This is a genomic window from Pseudomonas sp. E315 (genome assembly GCF_055406205.1).
In genome coordinates, this window is record NZ_JBUZPJ010000008.1 from 15,954 (window position 1) to 37,536 (window position 21,583).

Below are 21,583 nucleotides of genomic sequence, written 5' to 3' on the forward strand. Positions count from 1 at the left end.
AGTAATGATAAGATCAGGCACATTGTTAGGCGCTTATATGGATATTGTCGTGATAAAACAGGTCTTATTACCCCTTTGCACATTACTGTTGTTGACAGGTTGCCAAGCGCAAACTTCCTCTCTCCCGAAAAGCCAGAAACTATCTTCAGATAAAGTCGCTGAAATAGCAGCGACCATTGCGCAGTCATACCCGAAACTTCCCACTGAAGTTCGCGGCCAACTGCTGAATACCGTTGTGAACTCACTGGACAATATGGTGTTTGTCGAAGGTGGTGAGTTCCAGATGGGCGACTTTGGTTGGCCGTATGACGATGACCCCAAAAATCTATGTGACTGGCCCTGCGGCGTGGAACCGGAACGCATGGGGCACATCAGCATGGATGGCGACGATGATTTCGTTCATCCCGTCAAGTTGAGCAGTTACTCCCTTTCTAAATTCCAGACCACAATAGGTGATTTTGATCTGTTCTTTATCGCGCAGGGCAAACCGTTGTTCAATGCAGAAAATCGTAAACGAGAAGATTTGCAGGAGAAATACTTCGCGCCCAAACTTCCTGCACCGGTAAAAAGCTGGCAAGAATCCAAGGATTACTGCGGCTGGCTGGGCATGTTGAGTGGCTATCCGGTGGATCTGCCCACCGAGGCCCAGTGGGAATATGCTGCCCGTAATCGGGGTCAACATGTCATGTTCGCCACCGACAATGGCAGCCTGAACTATGGGCGCAATTATCCCGAGCCGGGTATAGGTCGTACTTTTGCCGTTGACCGCTTTGTCCCAAACCCTCTAGGCATCTACAACCTCACCGGCAATGCCACCGACTGGGTCAATGACTGGTACGACAAAAACTATTACCGCGTATCCCCACAACAAAACCCTACCGGCCCCGATACAGGTACACTTCGGATTCTTAGGGGGTCGAACTACCCAGAAAACCCGCTACTCAGCGCTAGTACTGTGCGGCGCTGGGCTAAAGAACCTGTCGGAAAACGGCATACTCAAGGCCATAGCTTTCGCTGCGCTATTCAATCAGATAAGGCCCTTTAAGCCGTGGAAATGAGGGTGCCATATAGGCACCCTCATTACTTCTCATTGTTTATGCCAACCCATCGAATCTGCCGCTACGCTGCGCGGCGATCAGTACTTTTTCCTTACGCCAGGCATTGCTGGGACTCCAGGCCACCCGGATAGGATTATCGGCAGCCTGATGTATCGCCACATTTTCAATGTTAGAGTCGGTCAGTTCTGCGGGATGCCGAGGTGTTCGCACTGGTACCAGGCCAGCGCATCAAACGGTTGTACCTTGGACTGATGGGTCCACAGCGGCTCCTGATCAATATCGTAGGCGCCTCGTAGGTCGGTTCGGTTGTTGGTGCAGCGCCTGAGCCACGGGCACGAAGCTGCCGGGTTCAAAAAGGTAGTGCACGGTGCGCCCGGCAGCGCCGGCGGCCCTGGCCGGGCTGCTTTCCCAGGCCAGGGTGTCGCCGTCACAGCCATAGAGGGTGAAGTCGCAGCCCAGCTCGCGCTGTTTGCGCGCCTGTTCGTTGCGGTTCCACTGCGAGCCCGCTTCGGAGCGTTTGCGGTGGTGGGCGTAGGCGTTTTTGTACAGCCGGCGGCCCAATGCGTCGTAGGCGTAGTCAACACTCAAGCGGACGTCGTTGAACTGCACCAGACGGTCGAACAGGTCCCATTGCAGTTGGCTGTGCTGGCCATTGTGCCTGCGCCAGATCTGGTTGCCGCAGTTGCTCAGGCCCCTGGATCCACTTGGAGGGACAGTAATGATAAGATCAGGCACATTGTTAGGCGCTTATATGGATATTGTCGTGATAAAACAGGTCTTATTACCCCTTTGCACATTACTGTTGTTGACAGGTTGCCAAGCGCAAACTTCCTCTCTCCCGAAAAGCCAGAAACTATCTTCAGATAAAGTCGCTGAAATAGCAGCGACCATTGCGCAGTCATATCCGAAACTTCCCACTGAAGTTCGCGGCCAGCTGCTGAATACCGTGGTGAACTCACTGGACAATATGGTGTTTGTCAAAGGTGGTGAGTTCCAGATGGGCGACTTTGGTTGGCCGTATGACGATGACCCCAAAAATCTATGTGACTGGCCCTGCGGCGTGGAACCGGAACGCATGGGGCACATCAGCATGGATGGCGACGATGATTTCGTTCATCCCGTCAAGTTGAGCAGTTACTCCCTTTCTAAATTCCAGACCACAATAGGTGATTTTGATCTGTTCTTTATCGCGCAGGGCAAACCTTTGTTCGATACGCAAAATCGCAATCGAGAAGACCTGAAGTACCTTATTTACGCACCCGATTTACCTGCACCGGTACAAAGCTGGCAAGAAGCCAAGGACTACTGCGGCTGGCTGGGCATGTTGAGTGGCTATCCGGTGGATCTGCCCACCGAGGCCCAGTGGGAATATGCCGCCCGCAATCGGGGTCAACATGTCATGTTCGCCACCGACAATGGCAATTTGGACTATGGACGTAATTTCCCTGTATCAGGTGAAGGTAAACGCCTCACTTTTGCAGTCGATAGTTTTGTCCCCAACCCCTTGGGGATATACAACCTCTCCGGCAATGCCACCGACTGGGTCAATGACTGGTACGACAAAAACTATTACCGCGTGTCACCACTGATAAATCCCACCGGTCCCAATACAGGTACGCTTAGGATTCTTAGGGGGTCGAACTACTTAGAAAACCCACTACTCAGCGCTAGTACTGTGCGGCGCTGGGCTAAAGAACCTGTCGGAAAACGGCATACTCCAGGCCATAGCTTTCGCTGCGCTATTCAATCAGATAAGCCCCTTTAAGCCGTGGAAATGAGGGTGCCATAATATAGGCACCCTCATTACTTCTCATTGTTTATGCCAATCCATCGAATCTGCCACTGCGCTGCGCGGCGATCAGTACTCTTTCCTTACGCCAGGCATTGCTAGGACTCCAGGCCACCCGTATAGGATTGTCGGCAGCCTGATGTATCGCCACATTTTCAATGTTAGAGTCGGTCAGTTCTGCGGGATGCCGAGGTGTTCGCACTGGTACCAGGCCAGCGCATCAAACGGTTGTACCTTGGACTGATGGGTCCACAGCGGCTCCTGATCAATATCGTAGGCGCCTCGTAGGTCGGTTCGGTTGTTGGTGCAGCGCCTGAGCCACGGGCGCGAAGCTGCCGGGTTCAAAAAGGTAGTGCACGGTGCGCCCGGCGGCGCCGTCGGCCCTGGCCGGGCTGCTTTCCCAGGCCAGGGTGTCGCCGTCACAGCCATAGAGGGTGAAGTCGCAGCCCAGCTCGCGCTGTTTGCGCGCCTGTTCGTTGCGGTTCCACTGCGAGCCCGCTTCGGAGCGGTTGCGGTGGTGGGCGTAGGAATTTTTGTACAGCCGGCGGCCCAGTGCGTCGTAGGCGTAGTCAACACTCAAGCGGACGTCGTTGAACTGCACCAGACGGTCGAACAGATCCCATTGCAGTTGGCTGTGCTGGCCGTTGTGCCAGCGGCGGATCCGGTTGCCGCAGTTGCTCAGCCCCCCTGGGTCCACTTGGAGGGACAGTAATGATAAGATCAGGCACATTGTTAGGCGCTTATATGGATATTGTCGTGATAAAACAGGTCTTATTACCCCTTTGCACATTACTGTTGCTGACAGGTTGCCAAGCGCAAACTTCCTCTCTCCCGAAAAGCCAGAAACTATCTTCAGATAAAGTCGCTGAAATAGCAGCGACCATTGCGCAGACATATCCGAAACTTTCCACTGAAGTTCGCGGCCAACTGCTGAATACCGTGGTGAACTCACTGGACAATATGGTGTTTGTCGAAGGTGGTGAGTTCCAGATGGGCGACTTTGGTTGGCCGTATGACGATGACCCCAAAAATCTATGTGACTGGCCCTGCGGCGTGGAACCGGAACGCATGGGGCACATCAGCATGGATGGCGACGATGATTTCGTTCATCCCGTCAAGTTGAGCAGTTACTCCCTTTCTAAATTCCAGACCACAATAGGTGATTTTGATCTGTTCTTTATCGCGCAGGGCAAACCTTTGTTCGATGCAGAAGATCGCAAACGAGAAGATATACAGGAGAGATTCTTCGCGCCCAAACTTCCAACACCGGTAAAAAGCTGGCAAGAAGCCAAGGATTACTGCGGCTGGCTGGGCATGTTGAGCGGCTATCCGGTAGATCTGCCCACCGAGGCCCAGTGGGAATATGCTGCCCGTAATCGGGGTCAACATGTCATGTTCGCCACCGACAATGGCAGTCTGAACTATGGGCGCAATTATCCCGAGCCAGGTATAGGTCGTACTTTTGCCGTTGACCGCTTTGTGCCAAACCCTCTGGGCATCTACAACCTCTCCGGCAATGCCACCGACTGGGTCAATGACTGGTACGACAAAAACTATTACCGCGTGTCACCGCTAATAAACCCAACCGGCCCCGAAACAGGGACGCTTCGGATTCACAGAGGGTCAGGCTATCTTGAGGATCCTTTACTTAGTGCGAGTACTGTAAGGCGCTGGAGTGATGAGCCTGTGAAAAATGGATATTTCCAAGGCCATAGCTTTCGCTGCGCGGTTCAATCAGATAAATCCTTGTAAACCTGCGGCAAATGAGGGCGCCATATAAGTACCCTCATTACTTCTCATTGTTTATGCCAATCCATCGAATCTGCCGCTACGCTGCGCGGCGATCAGTACTTTTTCCTTACGCCAGGCATTGCTGGGACTCCAGGCCACACGAACAGGGTTGTCGGAAGCCTGATGTATCGCCAAATTATCAATGAAACGGTTGAACTGGTTTTGCTCATACCCATTCAGTAAAGCATTGATACGCTCCAAACTCTCCATGGCATTAACCTTTGATGCGTCTCGCGAACAATGCTCAAGCACTTCGATAAATTGCCGCCAGCGGCGCACTTCGGACAGAAGAATAACCAGAGCCTTTTCTTGTTTTTCGGTGAACCTATCGGACACTATTCCCCAAGCCACAAGGCCTTCGGTAAGCAGGTAGACCATTGGGCCAATGGTTTCCGGAGGCAGCACACTTAAAGGAATGCGTTGGTCACGAATGCGCATGACTTTATCACTTTCATGCGCAATCAAATAATCCGCCAACGCTTCAGCCTCAACACTTGTTGCTTGCCTCTTATTCCACCACTGGGCCATCTCAAAAGCACCTTTTTCAAATGACTTGCTAATGGTCGCCGCAGGAGAAGTCGCAGCTTGATAAAAACCTGACGCCATATAGTTGAAAGCCTCTTCCGTGACCCCCATCAGGTGCCGATAGTCCATGTCAGCCAGAGCATTGCAAAACAGCAATGCCAACTTGCCAACCTGCTCAAGATCTACCACTGTGCCAAACCCGCCCCCGGCGCCTGGCCCAAAAACAAGTGAGCCTTTGCAGTTAAACGCCAACCGGTCCTTCGAGATACTGATACCGAACTCACCTGCCATTCCAGCACCCAGTGCAACATTCCCTTCCGCCTTGACCTCGGCCAGCTTGGCCCAACTACCACTACTATTAGCTTGGCCCAGAATGATCGCTCCCGCTCCTTGGTTCGCTGGCTCAAGCCACTCAAAAGCTCCGCTCAGGGCACCACCGGTTTGAGCACCGGCAAAAGCATCGCACTTAACTCCCACATAGCCGCTGGGACCAATGTCTATAGTGGGCGCGCCTAAAAGTGCGGTAGCACCTGCTGGTGTTTCGCTCGGTTTGTATTGTGTTTTTACTCCCGCTTCGCCCTGTAACTTCGCGCCGACAAAACATGACAACTCCAACTTGCCACTCAGGCGAAATACGCCCATAGGGTGAAGTACGTCCTTCCCCAAAGCATTGCGATAGACCATGTTCGCAACGTATCCACCCTGATCAGGAAAAAACGTATTCAGGGATGCAGAAGCCTCTGCCAGCGAGAAAGCCGCACTTCCTTTGACGCCAACGTCAATATTACCTTCCTTGGGGTTCCAGTTATTGACCCCTGCACTGGCACTGGCCGCGAATCGCAGGGCGTGGGCTTCAGCAGTAACTGCATAGGGAGTTGCATCGCTCTGATTTGACGTCCAGGACACCTCTTGATGCAGTGTGTTGAGTAAGTTATCGTTTTGACTGGTCCAAGTACTGATTTTGAGTTCAAGACTGCCCAAGGGACCGGCTTTACGTCCTGCGCCAATCGCATCTTTGATGTCCTTCATCAGGTCAGCAGCCAGTTGCTTGTTAAATGGTTTACCAGCCATGACACGTGTCGGGACTCGAACATTCCAGGCGGTGGTATGGCGATATGGGAAGGATATGTAGTGACGCCGAGTTGGATCACCAAACACCGTCACTTCCAACACAGTGATACCGCTTTTGGTCTGCTTGCCACGTTGACTCTCACTACTTCGCCCCTTGCCATGCTTTAAGTCAGGAGCGGCACTGTTAGAACTAGTAGAACTGTCAGCGGGCTCGGCTGTTTTCTGCGCTGCTAGCTGAGAGCGAAGCTTGCTGATTTCTTTATCCAACTCCAGGATTTTCTTGGCCTGCAACGACTTCCAATTATTTTCAAATCGCGTAGGCGTGACCAAGCCAGGCGAATAGCTCTGATACCAGTCTCGCGCCTCCTGTAAAGCCGCCATCGCTCCCTGTAAATCTTTGTCAGATGTTAGCGGTGCAGCTTTTTCGGGTTCGGCCTTGGGAGTACGCATCAGCAACCCAGCCCCCTCAGCCTTGACTCCCCAGGCATCTTTCACGCATCCGGTGCACGCACAACTGGCGCCAGGATCCTGAGGTTTTTTACATTGTGTAATGGGCAAGGCATTCGCCAAGTTCTGATGCAACTCATCCATCAGTTTCTGAACCATACTGATTTCTTGCTTCAACGCTTTGCACTGTTTATCGGTCAACACATAAAAATGAGGCTCGCCGGTAATGTGAACTACTTCAACCAGTTCCTCATCGCACTCAGACTGCCCCTTGATTGCAATGGAGCTGGTGCTATCGGCATGCATCGGTGGCGGCAGTGGCGACTCGGCCCGGGTATTGGGAAGCTTCAACTCCCAACCTGATCGGATGTCATCCGGGTTAGTGATAAAGGGGTTAAGCGCCTGTATGTCAGCCACTTTAGCCCCGTGCTGCTGGGCAATTTGGCCCAATGTATCGCCGTATTTAACCGTGTAGGTACTGCTCATCCAACATCGTCCTTGTGATTCAGAGGCGCTCTAGCTCAATAAGCTTGTCGCCAAGGCCCAAGTCTTCACGAGCCATTAATTCGGTATAAGGGGAGCGACTCCAAAAGCCATCACCCTCACGCAGTGCAAGTCTCAACCAGCGCTCCTGTTCGGCCATCTGCAGGTAGCCTGCATGCCGGGCCGCGATCAGTTGCTGGTATACGAAACCCGCCGGCTCAGGCATCGGCAGTACGGTTTGATAATCCAAGGAAAGCCGAACTGCGAGCACTTTCAAACGATGCTGATCCATGAGGGACTGACGCCCAAAACTCAGGTGCAACCAACCTGGTTCCTGAATTTGAAAGTTTGGATCCGGTCGAGGGTTAGCCAGATGACGCCAACCCAGTTCGTTGCGCCAGACCATATCGGTGAGCGGTCCCATGAACTGCAGCCGCTCAGCGTCATCGAAGCTTTTGAGCAGCGGCTCTAGCCAGCGCGGCTCGAAAAAACGCATCAACCGGGCCGGCATGTCGTCGCAACTGACCGTCAGCATGCTGCGCCAATGCTCTACCGCCAGGTCTAAATGTTGTTCATTCTCCAGATAGAACACACAACCGGCATCGGCCCGCTCCAGTAATGCACTGGCGTATGCCATCAATGGTCCATTCAGCGCGCACAGAACGGCAAACGGCCCGGCTGCTTGCAAGGCGGCGTAGGGCGTATTGTCAAACAGCGGGACACAGCGCTCCAGGCCATAACCCATGCCCTGTTCGACATGCTCCTGCAAGGCAGGATCGAAACTGGCGTCCAAAATCACGCACAACATTCCTGCAGCGACAGGTACTTGAAAAGGGGAGGAAATGGACTTGATCATGCCGTCTTACCTGGGTGATGGATTGGGCAATCACCCGATGCGTCGAGCAGACAGCCCGGTATGGGTAAAAGAGCCCCCGCGACTGCTTGCTGCTGGTAAAACGCAAGATCGGGCAGCGGCAATGCCGATGGTATCGACAAGCCTTCAAGCATCCCCGGCAACACCGGCGCCGCGGCAGTCCCGGCAGCGGGCGCACCTCCAAGCTGAATCTCGGTGCTACTGAAAATACCACCGGGACCAATGACGATGTGCTGACCGCCGCCTTTCAAAGTGATACTGGCCCCTGCATCCAAAATCAGATGAGCACCGGCCTTGAGGTGGACTTGTTGACCCGCCTCGATCACGACCGTTTGCCCGACACGGGTATGACTGCTGCTCGCAACCTGTAAATAATCGTTAGCCTTGAGTTGGACCTTACGGTCGGCAGTGACGGTACGCTGCTCCTCTGCTTCCAGCACTGTGATGCTATTGCCTTTTATGGTTTCCAAACGCTCGTTACCGACTTCCAGCCGACTGTCATTTTCGACCCTTTGCTCCATATCACGTTGAGCTCGCAAGTAAATAAGCTCTTGGCCGCTGCGGTCTTCAATCGACAGTTCGTTGTAGCCACCACTGGCGGGCGAGCTGGAGCTGCGCAGTACGGTTTTGGTTTTGTTCGCGGGTAAGGGATACGGCACCCGCGTGACCTTGTTAGGTACACACCCCGTAATTAATGGGTTGTCCGGGTTGCCCTCTAGGTAGGTAACCACCACCTCCATGCCAATACGCGGGATGGTTACCGAACCAAACCCCTCCCCCGCCCAGCTCGATGACACCCGAAGCCAGCAACTGCTTTTGTCGTTACCCCGTTCGGCGCGATCCCAATGAAACTCGACCTTGACGCGCCCATACTCGTCGCAAAATATTTCTTCACCTGCAGGCCCGGTCACACGAGCGGTCTGACTGGCCAATACCGATGGGCGTGCAACCAGTGGTGGACGGTAGAACACATCCCACGGAATCGCGCTGAAGCTATTGCGGTAGCCTTGGGTGAATCCATCGGCAGGCTTAACGTCGCTGGTGATCGACTCTTCGAGAACCTGGGGTTGTTTTCCAAAGTGATGGACCCCGAGTAATAGCCACAAATCGTTGTATTGCTTGCGCGGATGTTCAGTCAGGTTGAAAAAGTGACCGCTGCGCAGGGAGGGTTGATCACTCTGCCCCTCGACCAATTTATAGTCGGCACGATGACGCTCCAACGCTTGACGGGCGATCTGCCGACCACGTTTTTCACTCTCGATTGACACGGGGTAGCAGTAATCTTCAAGCGCCGGGGTGAATTCGGCGGTGAATTGGCTTTCCAGCAATAAACTCGGGCGCTTTAAATCATAGCCTCGACGTGTAATGGTGCTGGTTCGAGTACTAAAACGCATGGAAAAGTGACTGACCACCGGGTAATCCGCCGCCAAGCCACTGTCTTGCTGATACTGAGTCTCGCCGAGTTTTGGAAAAAAAGTCTGGTCCTCGGTGAACACCAATAGATGGTCATCTGGACTGTGTTGGTGATGCCACGAAATCCCGTCTTCACTGCACAACCGTTGAATGAGCTCAAAATCGTTTTCACCGTATTGAGTGCAATATTCACGCTCAGGGCTAGTGCTGACATGAAAGCTAAAGGCATCGGCCTGAATGCCATGCCCTTTTAAGACCTGGGCGATAATCTGCGGCACCGTAAGGTGCTGGAAGATGCGTTGGTTGTAGCTGAACTGCAAATAATATAGCGCAGGCACCAACGTCAGGTGGTAGCGAGTCAGTCGCTTACCGGATTCGCCCACACGCACATCTTCAATGCGGCCATGAATGCCTTCGCCATTCAGGCCAAATTGGAGAAATGCAGGCTGGCTGAGCAAACTTTCCAAATCTAAATCAGGGTACTCGCTGACCAACTCAACCTGGATCGCATACAAAGCACTAATCCCTTCAAGCCCCTCAAAGGCCAGCACCTTAAAGTCGTTGCGAACATAGGGAATCACTAGCGTGAAATGCGCAGTATTGGCGGGCGCGAACATGCACTTATCCTTAAGTTGAAAAAATGAATCCTGTGCAGCACCCCGACCAACCAGTGGTCGGGGTGTTTAAGTCACCAGCCAGCCTTAGCCAGCCACCGGCACACGCCAGTCATCCGAACCCGACGTACCGGACACTTCGTGCGTCCAGGTGATTTTGCGGTAGGTGAATTCCACATCTTCCAGGTGGGTGAAGTGCGCGTTCGACGGGTCCTGGCAGTTGTGCATGTAGTCCTTGATGTCGACGATGATGGCGTCTTCAAGTTTGGTGGTGAAGTAGTGCTCTTGGGTGCCCGCCGCCGAAGTGCGGTACCACTCGATGGTGATTTCGGTCAGACGCTCGCCTGACGTCAGTGCTGCCAACAGCAGCGGCGAGGACTTGTCGAACACCTTGGTGATTTTCACCGGTTTGTGAACGCGTTGACCGGTCGGCTGGCCCGACTGCGGGTCGCGAGGGATGATCACTTCGTGGCTAAAGCCCTGAACCATGACCTGGTCTTCATGACCTTCTTGATAGGTATTACCGACCGAATCGGCGGTGAAAGCACCGGCAGTAATCAGGCCCTGTTTAGTGCCCGTAATCGACATGTACGCTGGAGTAGCCATTGATGCGTTCCTTGCTTGAAAAATGAAGCCCAACAGGCAAAATCGCCTGCCAGGTAGCAAGTGAGTAATCAATGTTTGTGCCAACTATTTCATAACCTATGTATATCAAGCAGTTAGCCTAATAACCTCACAGTTAAGGCGAGGTAGAGGGTCGGAAACAGCAAAAAAGTGCGCAACTTCTTGCGCAGTGGTGCGCAAGAAGTTGCGCACTCGCCTGTACAGGACGTAAACCGTGACGTATAGCCATGTATCCACATGGTTATCCACATTTTAGTGCGCAAGAAGTTGCGCAGTTGCAAAAATTAGAGAATTTCAGAATTGTGTTTTTTGAAAGTCAAGGTATTTTAAAATAGTGCTGTTTTTTGAGCCAAAAACACACCCAAAAACAGCCCGCAGCAGACACCAAAAAATCGCTTTAAATAAACATAAAATACACAGCTAAACACTCATGTCATCACAACAACCTGTTCAAGGCTTCAGGCCGCCAATTCATGACAATTAGCTCATCCGCCAACTCCGTTTTCTTGCTCCGCTGATTGATGGTCGTGTACCGGATTTCGGTCGTTTCAAAATGAAACCCCTCAAACACCTGTCGAATATCGGGATGGTCGTTGATGCTGACCATAACCCTGCCTTGGCATCCGCGCATAAACTCGGCTATACGCTCGTAGTGCTCAAAGCCAAACTCGACTCCATATCCCGCCACCTGCCAGTACGGCGGGTCCATATAGTGGAAGGTATGCGGCCGGTCGTAGCGCTCGGCGCATTCATACCAAGGCAAATTTTCTATATAAACCCCAGCCAAGCGCAGCCACGCTGCTGACAGGTTTTCTTCAATACGCAGCAGGTTGATTGATGGCGCTGTAGTCGCAGTACCGAAGGTCTGCCCTGAAACCTTGCCCCCAAACGCATGCTGCTGCAGGTAGAAGAATCGTGCCGCTCGCTGGATATCTGTCAGCGTCTCCGGGCGAGTCATCTTCTGCCATTCAAAGATCTGTCTCGAGCTGAGCGACCACTTGAACTGGCGTACAAACTCTTCAAGGTGGTTCTGAATCACGCGATACAGGCAGACGAGGTCACCGTTGATGTCATTGAGAACTTCAACCGGGGCTGGTTGAGGACGGAGGAAGAACAGCGCAGCGCTTCCGGCGAAGGCTTCGACGTAGCACTCATGAGGCGGGAACAGCGGGATCAGACGGTCGGCCAAGCGGCGTTTGCCGCCCATCCACGGGATGACGGGACTGGACATGACCGCTCCGCTGATGCACCAGCCCTGTCCAGGCAAGTACCTCGGCAAACTTGGCTGGCTTACTCTGAGCCCGTTGCGGGACCTTCGTCCCCTTGGCCGATTGGGTACACTGAAAGCCAGCCAAGACCACCCCGCTTCAAGTCAACAATCGCCAATCGAGATCGCCCGCGCACCCGCCGCGATTGGGGCAAAATTGGGGGCATAGCTTAAATTTCAAGCCATAAAACTACTGCCCTAGAGCGGAGTCAAAATATTTTTTGGGGACCCTCTCCCTGCGCAAGGCGCCCTCCCCATCGGCCTCTCACCGCGCTACTCGCCGAGTCAGCATCTGTTTTTTTAGCGACACTGTGTTTGAAAGCATCGCGCAGCCTGTTCCAAGCAGCACGCTACGAACACAACCAGGCATAACGCCTAAAGAAAAAACTGTGGCTAAGGGCGCACATCAATGCCTCTTTGCGGGTTAAGCACATGCAGTATCTGCTAATGAACCGGCGTGCCACTTTCAATAAAGCTTTTGCGCTATGGACGATAGCGCCTCCACTGAGCGATAAAACCACATCCGTCTGCGCTCCAGCTCTCTGCATGAAACGCGTACCCGCTAGTCGTAAGCCCTGCCCTCAGGCCTACTATGGGCAGTCAGGTTTCACCCCAATCAAGGCCTTCGAATGGATCACTACACCCAACACAACTGGCTACCCCATGAAAAGCCTAGCCTGCCCGGCTCACCTTCGACCCCAGAACACCCTCAGCTAAAACGCCTCGCCTTTGCGCTGGTCGGTCTGCTGGTGGCGTTAACCGGCGGCCTCGGCAATTCGTTGGTGATCGCTAATTTGCCCTACTTGCAGGGCTCTCTGGGGGCAACCACTGCAGAAATGGCCTGGCTGCCGGCAGCGTATGTAATGACCAATGTATCGATGAACCTGCTGCTGGTGAAGTTTCGTCAGGAGTTCGGCCTGCGAGCGTTCACCGAAGTTTTTTTGATGCTCTACGCCCTTGTGACTTTTGCACACTTGTTCGTCAACGACCTTAACTCAGCGATTGCCGTGCGTGCAGCCCACGGAATGGTGGGTGCTGCGCTAACTTCGCTGGGTCTGTATTACATGATTCAGGCGTTCCCTGCGAAGTGGCGGCTCAAGGCCGTGGTACTCGGTCTGGGCACCTCACAACTGGCCTTGCCGCTGGCCCGGCTATTCTCCGAAGACCTGCTGCAGATTGCCGAGTGGCGCGGGCTCTACCTGTTCGAGCTCGGCATGGCGCTGCTGTCATTGGGCTGCGTGCTCCTGCTCAAGTTGCCGCCGGGTGACCGCTTCAAAACATTCGAAAAGCTGGATTTTCTGACCTTCACCTTGTTGGCCAGCGGGGTGGCCTTGCTCTGTGCGGTGCTGTCATTGGGGCGTATTGAATGGTGGCTGGAAGCCCCGTGGATTGGGGTCGCCTCTGCAGGCTCAATTGTGTTGATCATGGCCGGACTCGCGATTGAGCATAATCGCAACAACCCCATGCTGATGACCCGCTGGCTTGGCAGCGGCACGATGATTCGGCTGGGTTTGTCCGTGATTTTGGTCCGTATGGTGCTCTCGGAGCAGTCCACCGGGGCAGTAGGTTTTATGCAAGCGCTGAACATGAGCAGCCAACAGCTACATAACCTGTATGTGGTCATGCTGATAGGCAGCATTGCCGGGCTGGTCATCAGTGCGCTGACTATTAACCCGAAGCACTTGTACATGCCGGTCATCATTTCCTTGGCACTGATGGCCACCGGATCTGTGATGGACAGTTATTCAAACAACCTGACGCGCCCGCAAAACCTCTATATCAGCCAGTTTTTGCTGGCTTTCGGCGGCACATTTTTTCTCGGCCCGATCATGGTCTCTGGCATGAGTAATGTGCTGAGCAATCCGCGCAACCTGATCAGCTTCTCGGTGATGTTCGGTATTTGTCAAAACCTTGGTGGTTTGATCGGTGCTGCGCTGCTAGGGACATTTCAGATCGTGCGCGAAAAATTCCACTCCAGTCACATCGTCGAGCATTTAACATTGCTCGACCCGCGCGTGGCCGCGCGGGTAGACAGTGGTGGCAATGCCGTCGCCTCTCTAATCGCCGATCCTGGCTTGCGCAATCTTCAAGGCATCCGCAGCTTGGCTAACGCCGCAACGCGTGAGGCCAATGTGCTGGCCTACAATGATGTTTTTATGCTCATCGCCGTGATTGCCGTGCTGACCATGATCTGGATCTCTATTCGTGCCTTGTGGCTGATGTGCACTACCAAAGCCGTCGCGCCAGTGCCTGCGACTCCTCCCGTACCTCCCAGCGGCGCCCCTATTTCATGATAGAACCGACCACCACAACCACCAATGCCATCGCCGCAACCCCTGAAGGCGTTGCTCCGCCATCAACACCGGGCACTGAACCGCGTTCATTGTCGACACGCATTGTTTCGTCTTTAGGCTTTGCCGCTATTGCTCTGGTTGGCGTGCTGATTGTGTTGTACGCCTGGGAGTTACCGCCCTTCAGCAGTGCGGTCGAAACCACCGAAAACGCCTTGGTGCGAGGTCAGGTGACGATCATCAGCCCACAACTCAGCGGTTACGTGTACGAAGTGCCGGTGCAGGATTTTCAGTTTGTGAAAGCCGGCGACCTGCTTGTGCGTTTGGATGACCGGATCTTCAAGCAACACCTCGATCAATCGCTTGCGCAGCTGGCGGTGCAAAAAGCAGCGCTGGCCAACGTAGTGCAGCAACGCAACAGTGCTCAAGCGACTATCACGTTACGCCAGGCCGCCATTGCTGACAGTCAGGCTCAAGCACGCAAAAGCGAGGCCGACCTAAGACGCAATCAAGCACTGATCAGCGATGGTTCGGTATCCAGACGAGAGCTAGACGTCACACTGGCAGCTAACGCTCAGGCCATTGCGGCGGTAGCGCAGGCTCAGGCGACGCTAGAAATCGCCCGCCAAGACTTGCAGACGGTGATCATCAACCGCGGCTCTCTGGAAGCCGCTGTGGCCAGCGCAGAAGCTGCGGTGCAACTGGCGCAAATCGACTTATCCAACACCCATGTCACGGCGCCGCGCGACGGCCAGTTGGGGCAGATCGGGGTGCGGCTGGGTGCATATGTCAACTCCGGGGCGCAGTTGATGGCACTGGTGCCCAACCAGTTGTGGGTAATCGCCAATATGAAAGAAACCCAAATGGACAATGTGAAGATAGGCCAGCCGGCGAGCTTCACTGTTGACGCCCTCAACCATCGTAAATTCCAAGGCCGAGTACAGCGAATTTCACCGGCGACCGGGTCGGAATTCAGTTTGTTGCAGGCCGATAACGCCACCGGTAACTTCGTCAAAATTGCCCAGCGTGTGCCCGTGCGCATTTCTGTCGACAGGGATCAGAAGCAGATCGAACGGCTACGGCCAGGGATGTCGGTCGTGGTAAGTATTGATACGGCCGAACCCAGCGATGATTCAACCGTAAACCTTAAATAAACAGCAGGCCAACTGTCGCTTCCCTTACATGAGCCTTCAGGCATCTTTAACGAAGGGTTCCATCAGGGGAGCAACTTCAAACCACAGGCATGCTGGGCCGAGCGTTGCCTCCGGTCATTTGAGGGTAACGGTAGTTAGCCCTTTGAGTGAGTTCACCCTCAAACCTGCGCACTTCGTTTCACACCTAAAACAAATCCGCTATTGCCCTTCGTCCGACGTTACTTAAAAAGGCACCGCCTCCTCGCAACTTTCTCAAGCTCGCGCAACTAATGTGCAGTTTCGTGCCATATAAAAAACCATGTTTTACATATGAAACAATAAAATTTCACTCTTAATCTCTCAACTAACTGATTTTAAACAAATTATTAATTAACAACTAACGTTTGAAGGGAATGGCATTGTTCATGCACTAAACACCGTACCACCTATAAAACAGACCAGAGACCCTTCCCAATGGCTGTGAACGAGATGTATGCCATCGCCCCTCAATGGAATAAACCCGCTCTCAAGGAAGATCTGGAGCCGACCGAAATTGAATTCCGCAATGTCGGTAAATGTTTCCCGGCCAAAGGAAAGTCCGAAGCGCCATTTGCCATACGCGACGTCAATTTCAAGATTCGCCGTGGTGAAGTGGTATCGATCATCGGCCCTTCTGGTTGCGGCAAGAGCACCATTCTGAACATGGGTTCCGGCTTATACCGCCCAACCGAAGGCGAGGTGTTCGTCAGCGGTGAAGCGGTGACCGGACCAGTACGCCAAGTCGCTTTTATGCTGCAAAAAGACTTACTCATGCCGTGGCGCAGCATCCGCCGCAATATCGAGTTGGGGCTTGAAATCCAGGGTGTGCCCGCTGCCAAGCGTCAAGCGGTTGCCAAAGATCTGCTTGAGCGGTGCCACCTCAAAGGCTTTGCCGACCACTACCCGTTCCAACTGTCGGGTGGCATGCGTCAGCGCGCTGCGCTGGCTCGTACATTGGCTATCGACCCGCAGGTGCTGTTCCTCGACGAGCCATTCTCGGCGCTGGATGCACAAACAAAAATGATCCTGCAACAAGACATGGCGCGAATGCTGTTCGATGAAAAGAAAACCGCGCTGTTCATTACCCATGACTTGATCGAAGCCATTGCTATGTCTGACCGCTTGCTGGTCATGAGCGCACGCCCCGGCACCATCATCGAAGAAATCAACATTGACCTGCCGTTGCGCGATAACCCGCTGGAACGTCGCAAGCTGCCGCAAATCGGCCCGCTGGTCGGTCGCCTGATGGAGCTGCTGCAAGTCGGGGAAGACACCGAACTGCATTGATCATTACCCGTGTGGTCGTCCACCCATTCAGGAGTTCCCATGCACACATCACTGTTTCAACGCCTGGCCTTTATTGCGCTGGGTCTGGGTATGTCTGTTGCGGCGCAAGCCCAGCCAACTGACGTCACTTACTTGCTGCCAGCACCACCCAATTCGCCTGCATTTGCACCGTGGATCATCGCTCAGGAAAAAGGCTATTACCGCGCCAAAAACCTGAACCTGACATTCATTGCGGGCAAAGGTGGCGTCGATGTCGCCAAACAGATCGGTGCCGGTAACGCCATGATCGGCGGAGCCATCGGTGATACCCCGATTGTGGTGCGGGCCAACGGCATTCCTGTGCGCACCGTGGCGGTGCTAGGCGCAGGTGGTGTGACCATGATTGCGACCAATGCTGCACAAGGCATCAACTCCATTGCCGACCTCAAGGGTAAGACGATAACTGTGATGTCTTACTCGGACACCACCTACTACGCCCTGCTGGCATCGCTGCGCAAAGCAGGTCTGAACAAGACTGACCTGAACATTCAGGCAGCCGGGCCGGCCGGTGTGTGGCAACTGTTCGCAGCGGGCAAGGCTCAGGCAATGGCAGGTGTGCCGGACTGGGTAATTAACGCCGAAGACGCCGGATTGAAAATCAAGCTGATCGCGCAATCCGAGATTTTCGAGAGCATGGCCCAGTCGATCATCGCGTCCGATGAGGCCATCGCCCAACAGCCACAAGTGATTCACGATGTTGTGCAAGCGACCCTGCAGGGCATGCGCGACATCATTGACGACCCGCACACAGCCGCCGCCACTTTTGCCAAAGCGGTGCCCGCTTACTCGGGCAAAGAACAAGCGCTGGAGAAGGTCTTCAAGCTTTACATCGAACACGTTTACGCCAATCAAACAGTGCCCGGCCGGATTGATCCGGCGCGTTTGGAATCAGTGCGCCAGTTCTACGTCAGCGAACGCATCGTTAGCCAAGAGCCAAAACTTGACGATCTCTATACCAACCAGTTCATCGACATCCAAACAGCCGGGCAATAACGGCCAGTGACAACAAGGTACTCACCTGATGAAGAATCTGAACAACTCTGTGCTGGGCAGCGTCGGCTTACTGCTCTTGTCTTTGGTGCTTTGGCAATGGGGCCCGGGCTTGCTTGGCATGCCTGAATACGTCATGCCAAAACTGAGCCGTGTGGCCCAGGAAGGCATGGTGATGTGGCAGTCCGGCGGGCTGTTGCAGCACACCTTGATTACGGCCTTCGAAATCGTCGTCGGTTTCGGTCTGGGCGCCCTGCTCGGCGTGGCCATTGGTGTGTCTCTGGGGCTCTCGCCAACGGCAGAAGCGGTGCTCTCACCCTATATTTTGGCGTTGCAAATCGCCCCAAAAGTCGCCTTTGCGCCGCTGTTTGTGATGTGGCTGGGCTACACCATTTACCCGAAAATTTTGATTGCCATCCTGATCGTGTTTTTCCCGGTGATGATCAACGTGCTCTCGGCCATCCGTACCGTTGACCCGGACATGATCAACCTGGTTCGCACGATGAGCGCAACCCGCTGGCAAATCTTCCGCTTGGTGGAGTTCCCGTCAGCGATGGCCGCGCTGTTTTCGGGGCTGCGTATTGCCTCAACCCTGGCCGTGATCGGAGTCACCGTTGGCGAGCTTGTTGGCGGCAACCAAGGGTTAGGGTTCTTGCTGGTCGATGCTGAAGGCCAAGGCAATACAGCCGGTGTATTCGTTGCCATCGTGATGCTCACCCTGATTGGGGTGCTGGCCTACGGCGCGGTGGTCTGGGCTGAAAAGCGGGTCCTGCATTACATGCCCAAAGCCATGTTGAGCACTCAATAATGACCGTCCTCAATCGTTTGCTCGAAGGCCGCCGTGTACTGGTTACTGGAGGCGCTCGCGGTTTGGGTTACGCCTTTGCCCAAGCCATTGGCCGGGCCGGTGCCCACGTCGTGATCGCCGACATTCTCGCCGAACGCGTCCAGCAATCGGCTGCGCAACTGGTAGCCCAAGGCCTGAAGGTGCAGGGTTTGACCCTCGACTTGGCACAGCCGGACTCCATCGACGCCTGCGTGGCTGAAACCACCCAACTGCTCGGCGGCCTCGACGGTTTAGTGAATAACGCATCCATCACCAATTCGGGGGGCAAAAGCTGTGAGCAACTGACCCTCGATACGTGGGATCAGGTGATGCGAGTCAATGTGCGCGGCACCTGGTTGATGACCAAAGCCTGCCTGCCAGCCCTGCGAGCCAGTGGCACTGGCGCCATTGTAAATCTGGCCTCCGACACTCCGCTGTGGGGCGCACCTAACCTGTTGGCCTATGTCGCGAGCAAAGGCGCAATCATCGCCATGACCCGCAGCTTGGCCCGCGAACTGGGCAGCGACAACATTACCGTCAACGCCATCGCGCCGGGGCTGGTGCTGGTCGAAGCCACTGCCTACGTGCCCGAAGCTCGCCACCGTTTGTACAACGATCAGCGGGCGATTCAACGCCCGCAACTTCCCGAAGACGTCAGCGGCGCCGTGCTGTTTGCGCTGTCTGACCTCGCTCGTTTTATCACTGGACAAACCCTGCCGGTCAACGGCGGGTTCGTCATGCCTTGACCTGGAGATGACCATGACTGACCTATCTGCACAACAAGACACCCCAAAAAGCTGGGAACAGCCAGAGGGCAGCAACCTCGCCAGTTGGATGAGCACCCGTATTGCCCGCTACGAAACCCGGCAATACGACTGGAATGCGCTGAAATTTCAGGCGGACTACGACCCCAAGTTTCGCCGGGCGCAAATGCGTTACATCGGCACCGGCGGCACGGGGGTCAGCACTGACATGAACACCATTCCCTCGGAGCACTTCACGTTCTCCACCATGGTGATTCCGGCCGGTCACGAAGGCCCGCCGCACATACACACTGACGTTGAAGAAGTGTTCTTCGTGCTGCGCGGCAAACTAAAAGTGGTGATCGAGAAGGACGGAGAGCGCTTCGAAACCATCCTCAACGACCGCGACGTAATTTCCGTGCCACCGGGTGTATACCGCGAAGAAATAAACATCGGCGACGAAGACGCACTGATGTGCGTGATGCTCGGCGCGAAAAAGCCGCTAACCCCGACTTACCCGCCAGAACACCCTCTGGCCTCAATCAAGCGCGGATAAACCCATGTTGCATGCCACCGAAAATCACGCTGTGCAACTGACTGCCGACCTTGAGTCTCAGTTAACCCGCGACTTTCCTCTGCGTACGCTGGCGATCGCAGGCGGTCGCCAAGCCCTTCGCGAATGCGGAATCGGGCCCGTCATTGTGCTGTTGCACGGCATCGGCTCGGGCTCAGCATCGTGGTTAGAGGTGGCGCAAAAGATGGGCCAAAGTGTTCGTGTGATTGCTTGGGATGCACCCGGCTACGGGGAGTCCACACCACTAAGGTCGTTAGCCCCAGATGCCTCGGATTACGCCGAACGCCTGCTGCTCATGCTCAACGCACTGGACGTGCAGCGCTGTGTGCTGGTGGGGCATTCCCTTGGTGCGATTACGGCCACAGCGTTCGCCAGTGGCGTGCAACAACAGCGGGTCTCTCGGCTGGTGCTGATCAGCCCTGCTCAGGGTTATGGTCATCCGGCGCACGCTTTACAGCGTCAAGAAGTACGCAGCAAACGCCTGCGTGCTCTGGAGCAACTGGGCATTCAACACATCGCTGAGCAACGCAGTGCCTACATGCTTTCACCCTCCGCCAGTGAACTCGCAAAGGCTTGGGTGCAATGGAATATGGCGCGGCTCAACTCCGACGGCTATCGCCAAGCCATTGAGTTGTTGTGTGGAGATGACTTATTGCGCCACGCACCGCTGTCGATGCCTTGCGAAGTGCATTGCGGCGAAGCCGATGGCATTACTCCACCCGAACGCTGCCTGACCTTGGCCAAAGCCTTGGGCGCCACGTTCTCCCTTATCGCCGATGCTGGGCACGCCAGCCCCATCGAACAACCTTGCGTGGTAGCGGGCCGGCTGGTTTGCGCCATTAACCAATCCCTGACAGGTGCATCGCTATGAACGATTCAGATCTGCCAAAGGACGCACAGGACAAATACATTGTGCCGGGGCTAGAGCGCGGCCTGTTGCTGCTGTGCGAGTTCAGCCGGCGCAACCGTACGTTAACCGCCCCCGAACTGGCCCGCCGTTTGGCATTGCCGCGCTCGACCATCTTTCGCCTGCTGATGACCCTCGAAACCATGGGCTTTGTCACCCGCAGCGGCAATGAATACCGCTTGGGCATGTCGGTGCTGCGCCTTGGCTTTGAGTACTTGGCCTCGCTGGAGCTGACCGAACTAGGGCAGCCATTGCTGGCGCGTTTATGCGACCGCCTCAACTACCCAAGCAATCTGGTGGTGCGCGATGGTCGCTCGATCGTTTACGTGGCCAAAGTGTCACCGCCTTCGGTGTTCTCCAGTGCGGTGACTGTCGGCACCCGACTGCCCGCTCACGCCACCGTTTTGGGGCGTATTTTGCTGGAGGATCTGTCTCTGGCCGAACTGCGTGAGCTGTACCCAGAGGATCATCTGGAGCAGCACTCAGCTTGTACGCCCAAGACGGTATTGGAACTGTTTGATCTGGTCCAAGCCGACCGTCAGCGTGGTTTCGTCAGCAGCGAGGGTTTCTTCGAATCCGCCATTTCTACCGTCGCTGCTCCCGTGCGCGATCAGACCGGCCAGATCGTCGCAGCGTTGGGGGTCACGATCCCGACCGCGCAAATCAGTCACGTCAACTTCAACGAACTGCTCCTGCAAGTGCGCCGCAGCGCTGATGAGTTGTCGCGGCTGCTCAACTACAACAGCGCTTCGGGCCACGACGGCCAGCCGCGCGTGACGGCCCTGATGAGGGATTGAG

General features: G+C 54.8%; 19 protein-coding genes. 12 read left to right on the top strand and 7 right to left on the bottom strand.

Features of this window, described 5'->3' with window-relative positions; translation table 11 throughout:
• Positions 1-37: 37 nt before the first annotated feature.
• On the top strand, positions 38-1,045 hold the full coding sequence (locus ACZRJQ_RS12895; RefSeq protein WP_463978731.1) for a formylglycine-generating enzyme family protein: 1,008 nt from the start codon (positions 38-40) through the stop codon (positions 1,043-1,045).
• Between the two features lie 286 nt (positions 1,046-1,331).
• Here the strand turns inward: ACZRJQ_RS12895 and ACZRJQ_RS12900 are convergent, their stop codons facing one another.
• The gene (locus tag ACZRJQ_RS12900) at positions 1,332-1,793 is read right to left on the bottom strand and encodes a hypothetical protein (RefSeq protein WP_463978732.1); all 462 of its coding nucleotides are present in this window, start codon (positions 1,791-1,793) and stop codon (positions 1,332-1,334) included.
• A 16-nt stretch (positions 1,794-1,809) separates the two neighbouring features.
• On the opposite strand from ACZRJQ_RS12900, the gene ACZRJQ_RS12905 reads away from it, so the two are divergent.
• Positions 1,810-2,823: a formylglycine-generating enzyme family protein gene (locus ACZRJQ_RS12905; protein ID WP_463978733.1), complete on the top strand. Its 1,014-nt coding sequence runs from the start codon at positions 1,810-1,812 to the stop codon at positions 2,821-2,823.
• 289 nt (positions 2,824-3,112) lie between these two features.
• Here ACZRJQ_RS12905 and ACZRJQ_RS12910 read toward each other — a convergent pair whose 3' ends face one another.
• Entirely contained in the window at positions 3,113-3,577 is a 465-nt protein-coding gene (locus tag ACZRJQ_RS12910) for a hypothetical protein (protein WP_463978734.1), read from the bottom strand.
• Between the two features lie 14 nt (positions 3,578-3,591).
• Here ACZRJQ_RS12910 and ACZRJQ_RS12915 point away from each other — a divergent pair, with 14 nt between their 5' ends.
• Positions 3,592-4,599 carry a formylglycine-generating enzyme family protein gene (locus tag ACZRJQ_RS12915; RefSeq protein ID WP_463978735.1) on the top strand — a complete coding sequence of 336 codons (1,008 nt, stop codon included), beginning with the start codon at positions 3,592-3,594 and terminating at the stop codon, positions 4,597-4,599.
• 51 nt (positions 4,600-4,650) lie between these two features.
• On the opposite strand, the gene ACZRJQ_RS12920 is transcribed toward ACZRJQ_RS12915, so the two are convergent.
• From ACZRJQ_RS12920 to ACZRJQ_RS12940, 5 genes are all read right to left on the bottom strand, one after another.
• Complete coding sequence (locus ACZRJQ_RS12920) at positions 4,651-7,167, bottom strand: LysM peptidoglycan-binding domain-containing protein (RefSeq protein WP_463978736.1); 2,517 nt, start codon at positions 7,165-7,167, stop codon at positions 4,651-4,653.
• Between the two features lie 19 nt (positions 7,168-7,186).
• Positions 7,187-8,020 carry a DUF4123 domain-containing protein gene (locus ACZRJQ_RS12925; RefSeq protein ID WP_463978737.1) on the bottom strand — a complete coding sequence of 278 codons (834 nt, stop codon included), beginning with the start codon at positions 8,018-8,020 and terminating at the stop codon, positions 7,187-7,189.
• A complete protein-coding gene (locus ACZRJQ_RS12930; RefSeq protein ID WP_463978738.1) occupies positions 8,017-10,068 on the bottom strand; it encodes a type VI secretion system Vgr family protein in 2,052 nt (683 codons plus the stop codon). The genes ACZRJQ_RS12925 and ACZRJQ_RS12930 overlap by 4 nt, the downstream gene beginning before the upstream one ends.
• A gap of 84 nt (positions 10,069-10,152) precedes the next feature.
• On the bottom strand, positions 10,153-10,671 hold the full coding sequence (locus ACZRJQ_RS12935) for an Hcp family type VI secretion system effector (RefSeq protein ID WP_371057446.1): 519 nt from the start codon (positions 10,669-10,671) through the stop codon (positions 10,153-10,155).
• A 454-nt stretch (positions 10,672-11,125) separates the two neighbouring features.
• A complete protein-coding gene (locus tag ACZRJQ_RS12940; RefSeq protein ID WP_463978739.1) occupies positions 11,126-11,920 on the bottom strand; it encodes a DNA adenine methylase in 795 nt (264 codons plus the stop codon).
• A gap of 665 nt (positions 11,921-12,585) precedes the next feature.
• Between ACZRJQ_RS12940 and ACZRJQ_RS12945 the strand changes: the two genes are divergently transcribed.
• The 9 genes from ACZRJQ_RS12945 (at position 12,586) to ACZRJQ_RS12985 (ending at position 21,582) form a co-directional block, all read left to right on the top strand.
• The gene (locus ACZRJQ_RS12945; protein ID WP_463978740.1) at positions 12,586-14,250 is read left to right on the top strand and encodes an MFS transporter; all 1,665 of its coding nucleotides are present in this window, start codon (positions 12,586-12,588) and stop codon (positions 14,248-14,250) included.
• Entirely contained in the window at positions 14,247-15,401 is a 1,155-nt protein-coding gene (locus tag ACZRJQ_RS12950; RefSeq protein ID WP_463978741.1) for an HlyD family secretion protein, read from the top strand. Before ACZRJQ_RS12945 ends, ACZRJQ_RS12950 begins: the two co-directional genes overlap by 4 nt.
• 468 nt (positions 15,402-15,869) lie before the next feature.
• The gene (locus ACZRJQ_RS12955) at positions 15,870-16,706 is read left to right on the top strand and encodes an ABC transporter ATP-binding protein (protein WP_463978896.1); all 837 of its coding nucleotides are present in this window, start codon (positions 15,870-15,872) and stop codon (positions 16,704-16,706) included.
• Between the two features lie 39 nt (positions 16,707-16,745).
• Entirely contained in the window at positions 16,746-17,738 is a 993-nt protein-coding gene (locus ACZRJQ_RS12960; RefSeq protein WP_463978742.1) for an ABC transporter substrate-binding protein, read from the top strand.
• Between the two features lie 28 nt (positions 17,739-17,766).
• Positions 17,767-18,543: an ABC transporter permease gene (locus tag ACZRJQ_RS12965; protein WP_463978743.1), complete on the top strand. Its 777-nt coding sequence runs from the start codon at positions 17,767-17,769 to the stop codon at positions 18,541-18,543.
• Complete coding sequence (locus tag ACZRJQ_RS12970) at positions 18,543-19,307, top strand: SDR family oxidoreductase (protein ID WP_463978744.1); 765 nt, start codon at positions 18,543-18,545, stop codon at positions 19,305-19,307. The genes ACZRJQ_RS12965 and ACZRJQ_RS12970 overlap by 1 nt, the downstream gene beginning before the upstream one ends.
• A 13-nt stretch (positions 19,308-19,320) precedes the next feature.
• Complete coding sequence (locus tag ACZRJQ_RS12975; protein WP_463978745.1) at positions 19,321-19,860, top strand: cupin domain-containing protein; 540 nt, start codon at positions 19,321-19,323, stop codon at positions 19,858-19,860.
• 4 nt (positions 19,861-19,864) lie between these two features.
• Positions 19,865-20,749: an alpha/beta fold hydrolase gene (locus ACZRJQ_RS12980; RefSeq protein WP_463978746.1), complete on the top strand. Its 885-nt coding sequence runs from the start codon at positions 19,865-19,867 to the stop codon at positions 20,747-20,749.
• Positions 20,746-21,582 carry an IclR family transcriptional regulator gene (locus ACZRJQ_RS12985; protein ID WP_463978747.1) on the top strand — a complete coding sequence of 279 codons (837 nt, stop codon included), beginning with the start codon at positions 20,746-20,748 and terminating at the stop codon, positions 21,580-21,582. Before ACZRJQ_RS12980 ends, ACZRJQ_RS12985 begins: the two co-directional genes overlap by 4 nt.
• The last annotated feature ends 1 nt before the right edge of the window (position 21,583 follow it).

Bases quoted from the DNA above. Each gene is read 5' to 3' on its own strand.
- ACZRJQ_RS12895 (WP_463978731.1), top strand. From the start codon at position 38: ATGGATATTGTCGTGATAAAACAGGTCTTATTACCCCTTTGCACATTA.
- ACZRJQ_RS12905 (WP_463978733.1), top strand. From the start codon at position 1,810: ATGGATATTGTCGTGATAAAACAGGTCTTATTACCCCTTTGCACATTA.
- ACZRJQ_RS12910 (WP_463978734.1), bottom strand. From the start codon at position 3,577: ATGTGCCTGATCTTATCATTACTGTCCCTCCAAGTGGACCCAGGGGGG.
- ACZRJQ_RS12915 (WP_463978735.1), top strand. From the start codon at position 3,592: ATGGATATTGTCGTGATAAAACAGGTCTTATTACCCCTTTGCACATTA.
- ACZRJQ_RS12920 (WP_463978736.1), bottom strand. From the start codon at position 7,167: ATGAGCAGTACCTACACGGTTAAATACGGCGATACATTGGGCCAAATT.
- ACZRJQ_RS12925 (WP_463978737.1), bottom strand. From the start codon at position 8,020: ATGATCAAGTCCATTTCCTCCCCTTTTCAAGTACCTGTCGCTGCAGGA.
- ACZRJQ_RS12930 (WP_463978738.1), bottom strand. From the start codon at position 10,068: ATGTTCGCGCCCGCCAATACTGCGCATTTCACGCTAGTGATTCCCTAT.
- ACZRJQ_RS12935 (WP_371057446.1), bottom strand. From the start codon at position 10,671: ATGGCTACTCCAGCGTACATGTCGATTACGGGCACTAAACAGGGCCTG.
- ACZRJQ_RS12940 (WP_463978739.1), bottom strand. From the start codon at position 11,920: ATGTCCAGTCCCGTCATCCCGTGGATGGGCGGCAAACGCCGCTTGGCC.
- ACZRJQ_RS12945 (WP_463978740.1), top strand. From the start codon at position 12,586: ATGGATCACTACACCCAACACAACTGGCTACCCCATGAAAAGCCTAGC.
- ACZRJQ_RS12950 (WP_463978741.1), top strand. From the start codon at position 14,247: ATGATAGAACCGACCACCACAACCACCAATGCCATCGCCGCAACCCCT.
- ACZRJQ_RS12955 (WP_463978896.1), top strand. From the start codon at position 15,870: ATGTATGCCATCGCCCCTCAATGGAATAAACCCGCTCTCAAGGAAGAT.
- ACZRJQ_RS12960 (WP_463978742.1), top strand. From the start codon at position 16,746: ATGCACACATCACTGTTTCAACGCCTGGCCTTTATTGCGCTGGGTCTG.
- ACZRJQ_RS12965 (WP_463978743.1), top strand. From the start codon at position 17,767: ATGAAGAATCTGAACAACTCTGTGCTGGGCAGCGTCGGCTTACTGCTC.
- ACZRJQ_RS12970 (WP_463978744.1), top strand. From the start codon at position 18,543: ATGACCGTCCTCAATCGTTTGCTCGAAGGCCGCCGTGTACTGGTTACT.
- ACZRJQ_RS12975 (WP_463978745.1), top strand. From the start codon at position 19,321: ATGACTGACCTATCTGCACAACAAGACACCCCAAAAAGCTGGGAACAG.
- ACZRJQ_RS12980 (WP_463978746.1), top strand. From the start codon at position 19,865: ATGTTGCATGCCACCGAAAATCACGCTGTGCAACTGACTGCCGACCTT.
- ACZRJQ_RS12985 (WP_463978747.1), top strand. From the start codon at position 20,746: ATGAACGATTCAGATCTGCCAAAGGACGCACAGGACAAATACATTGTG.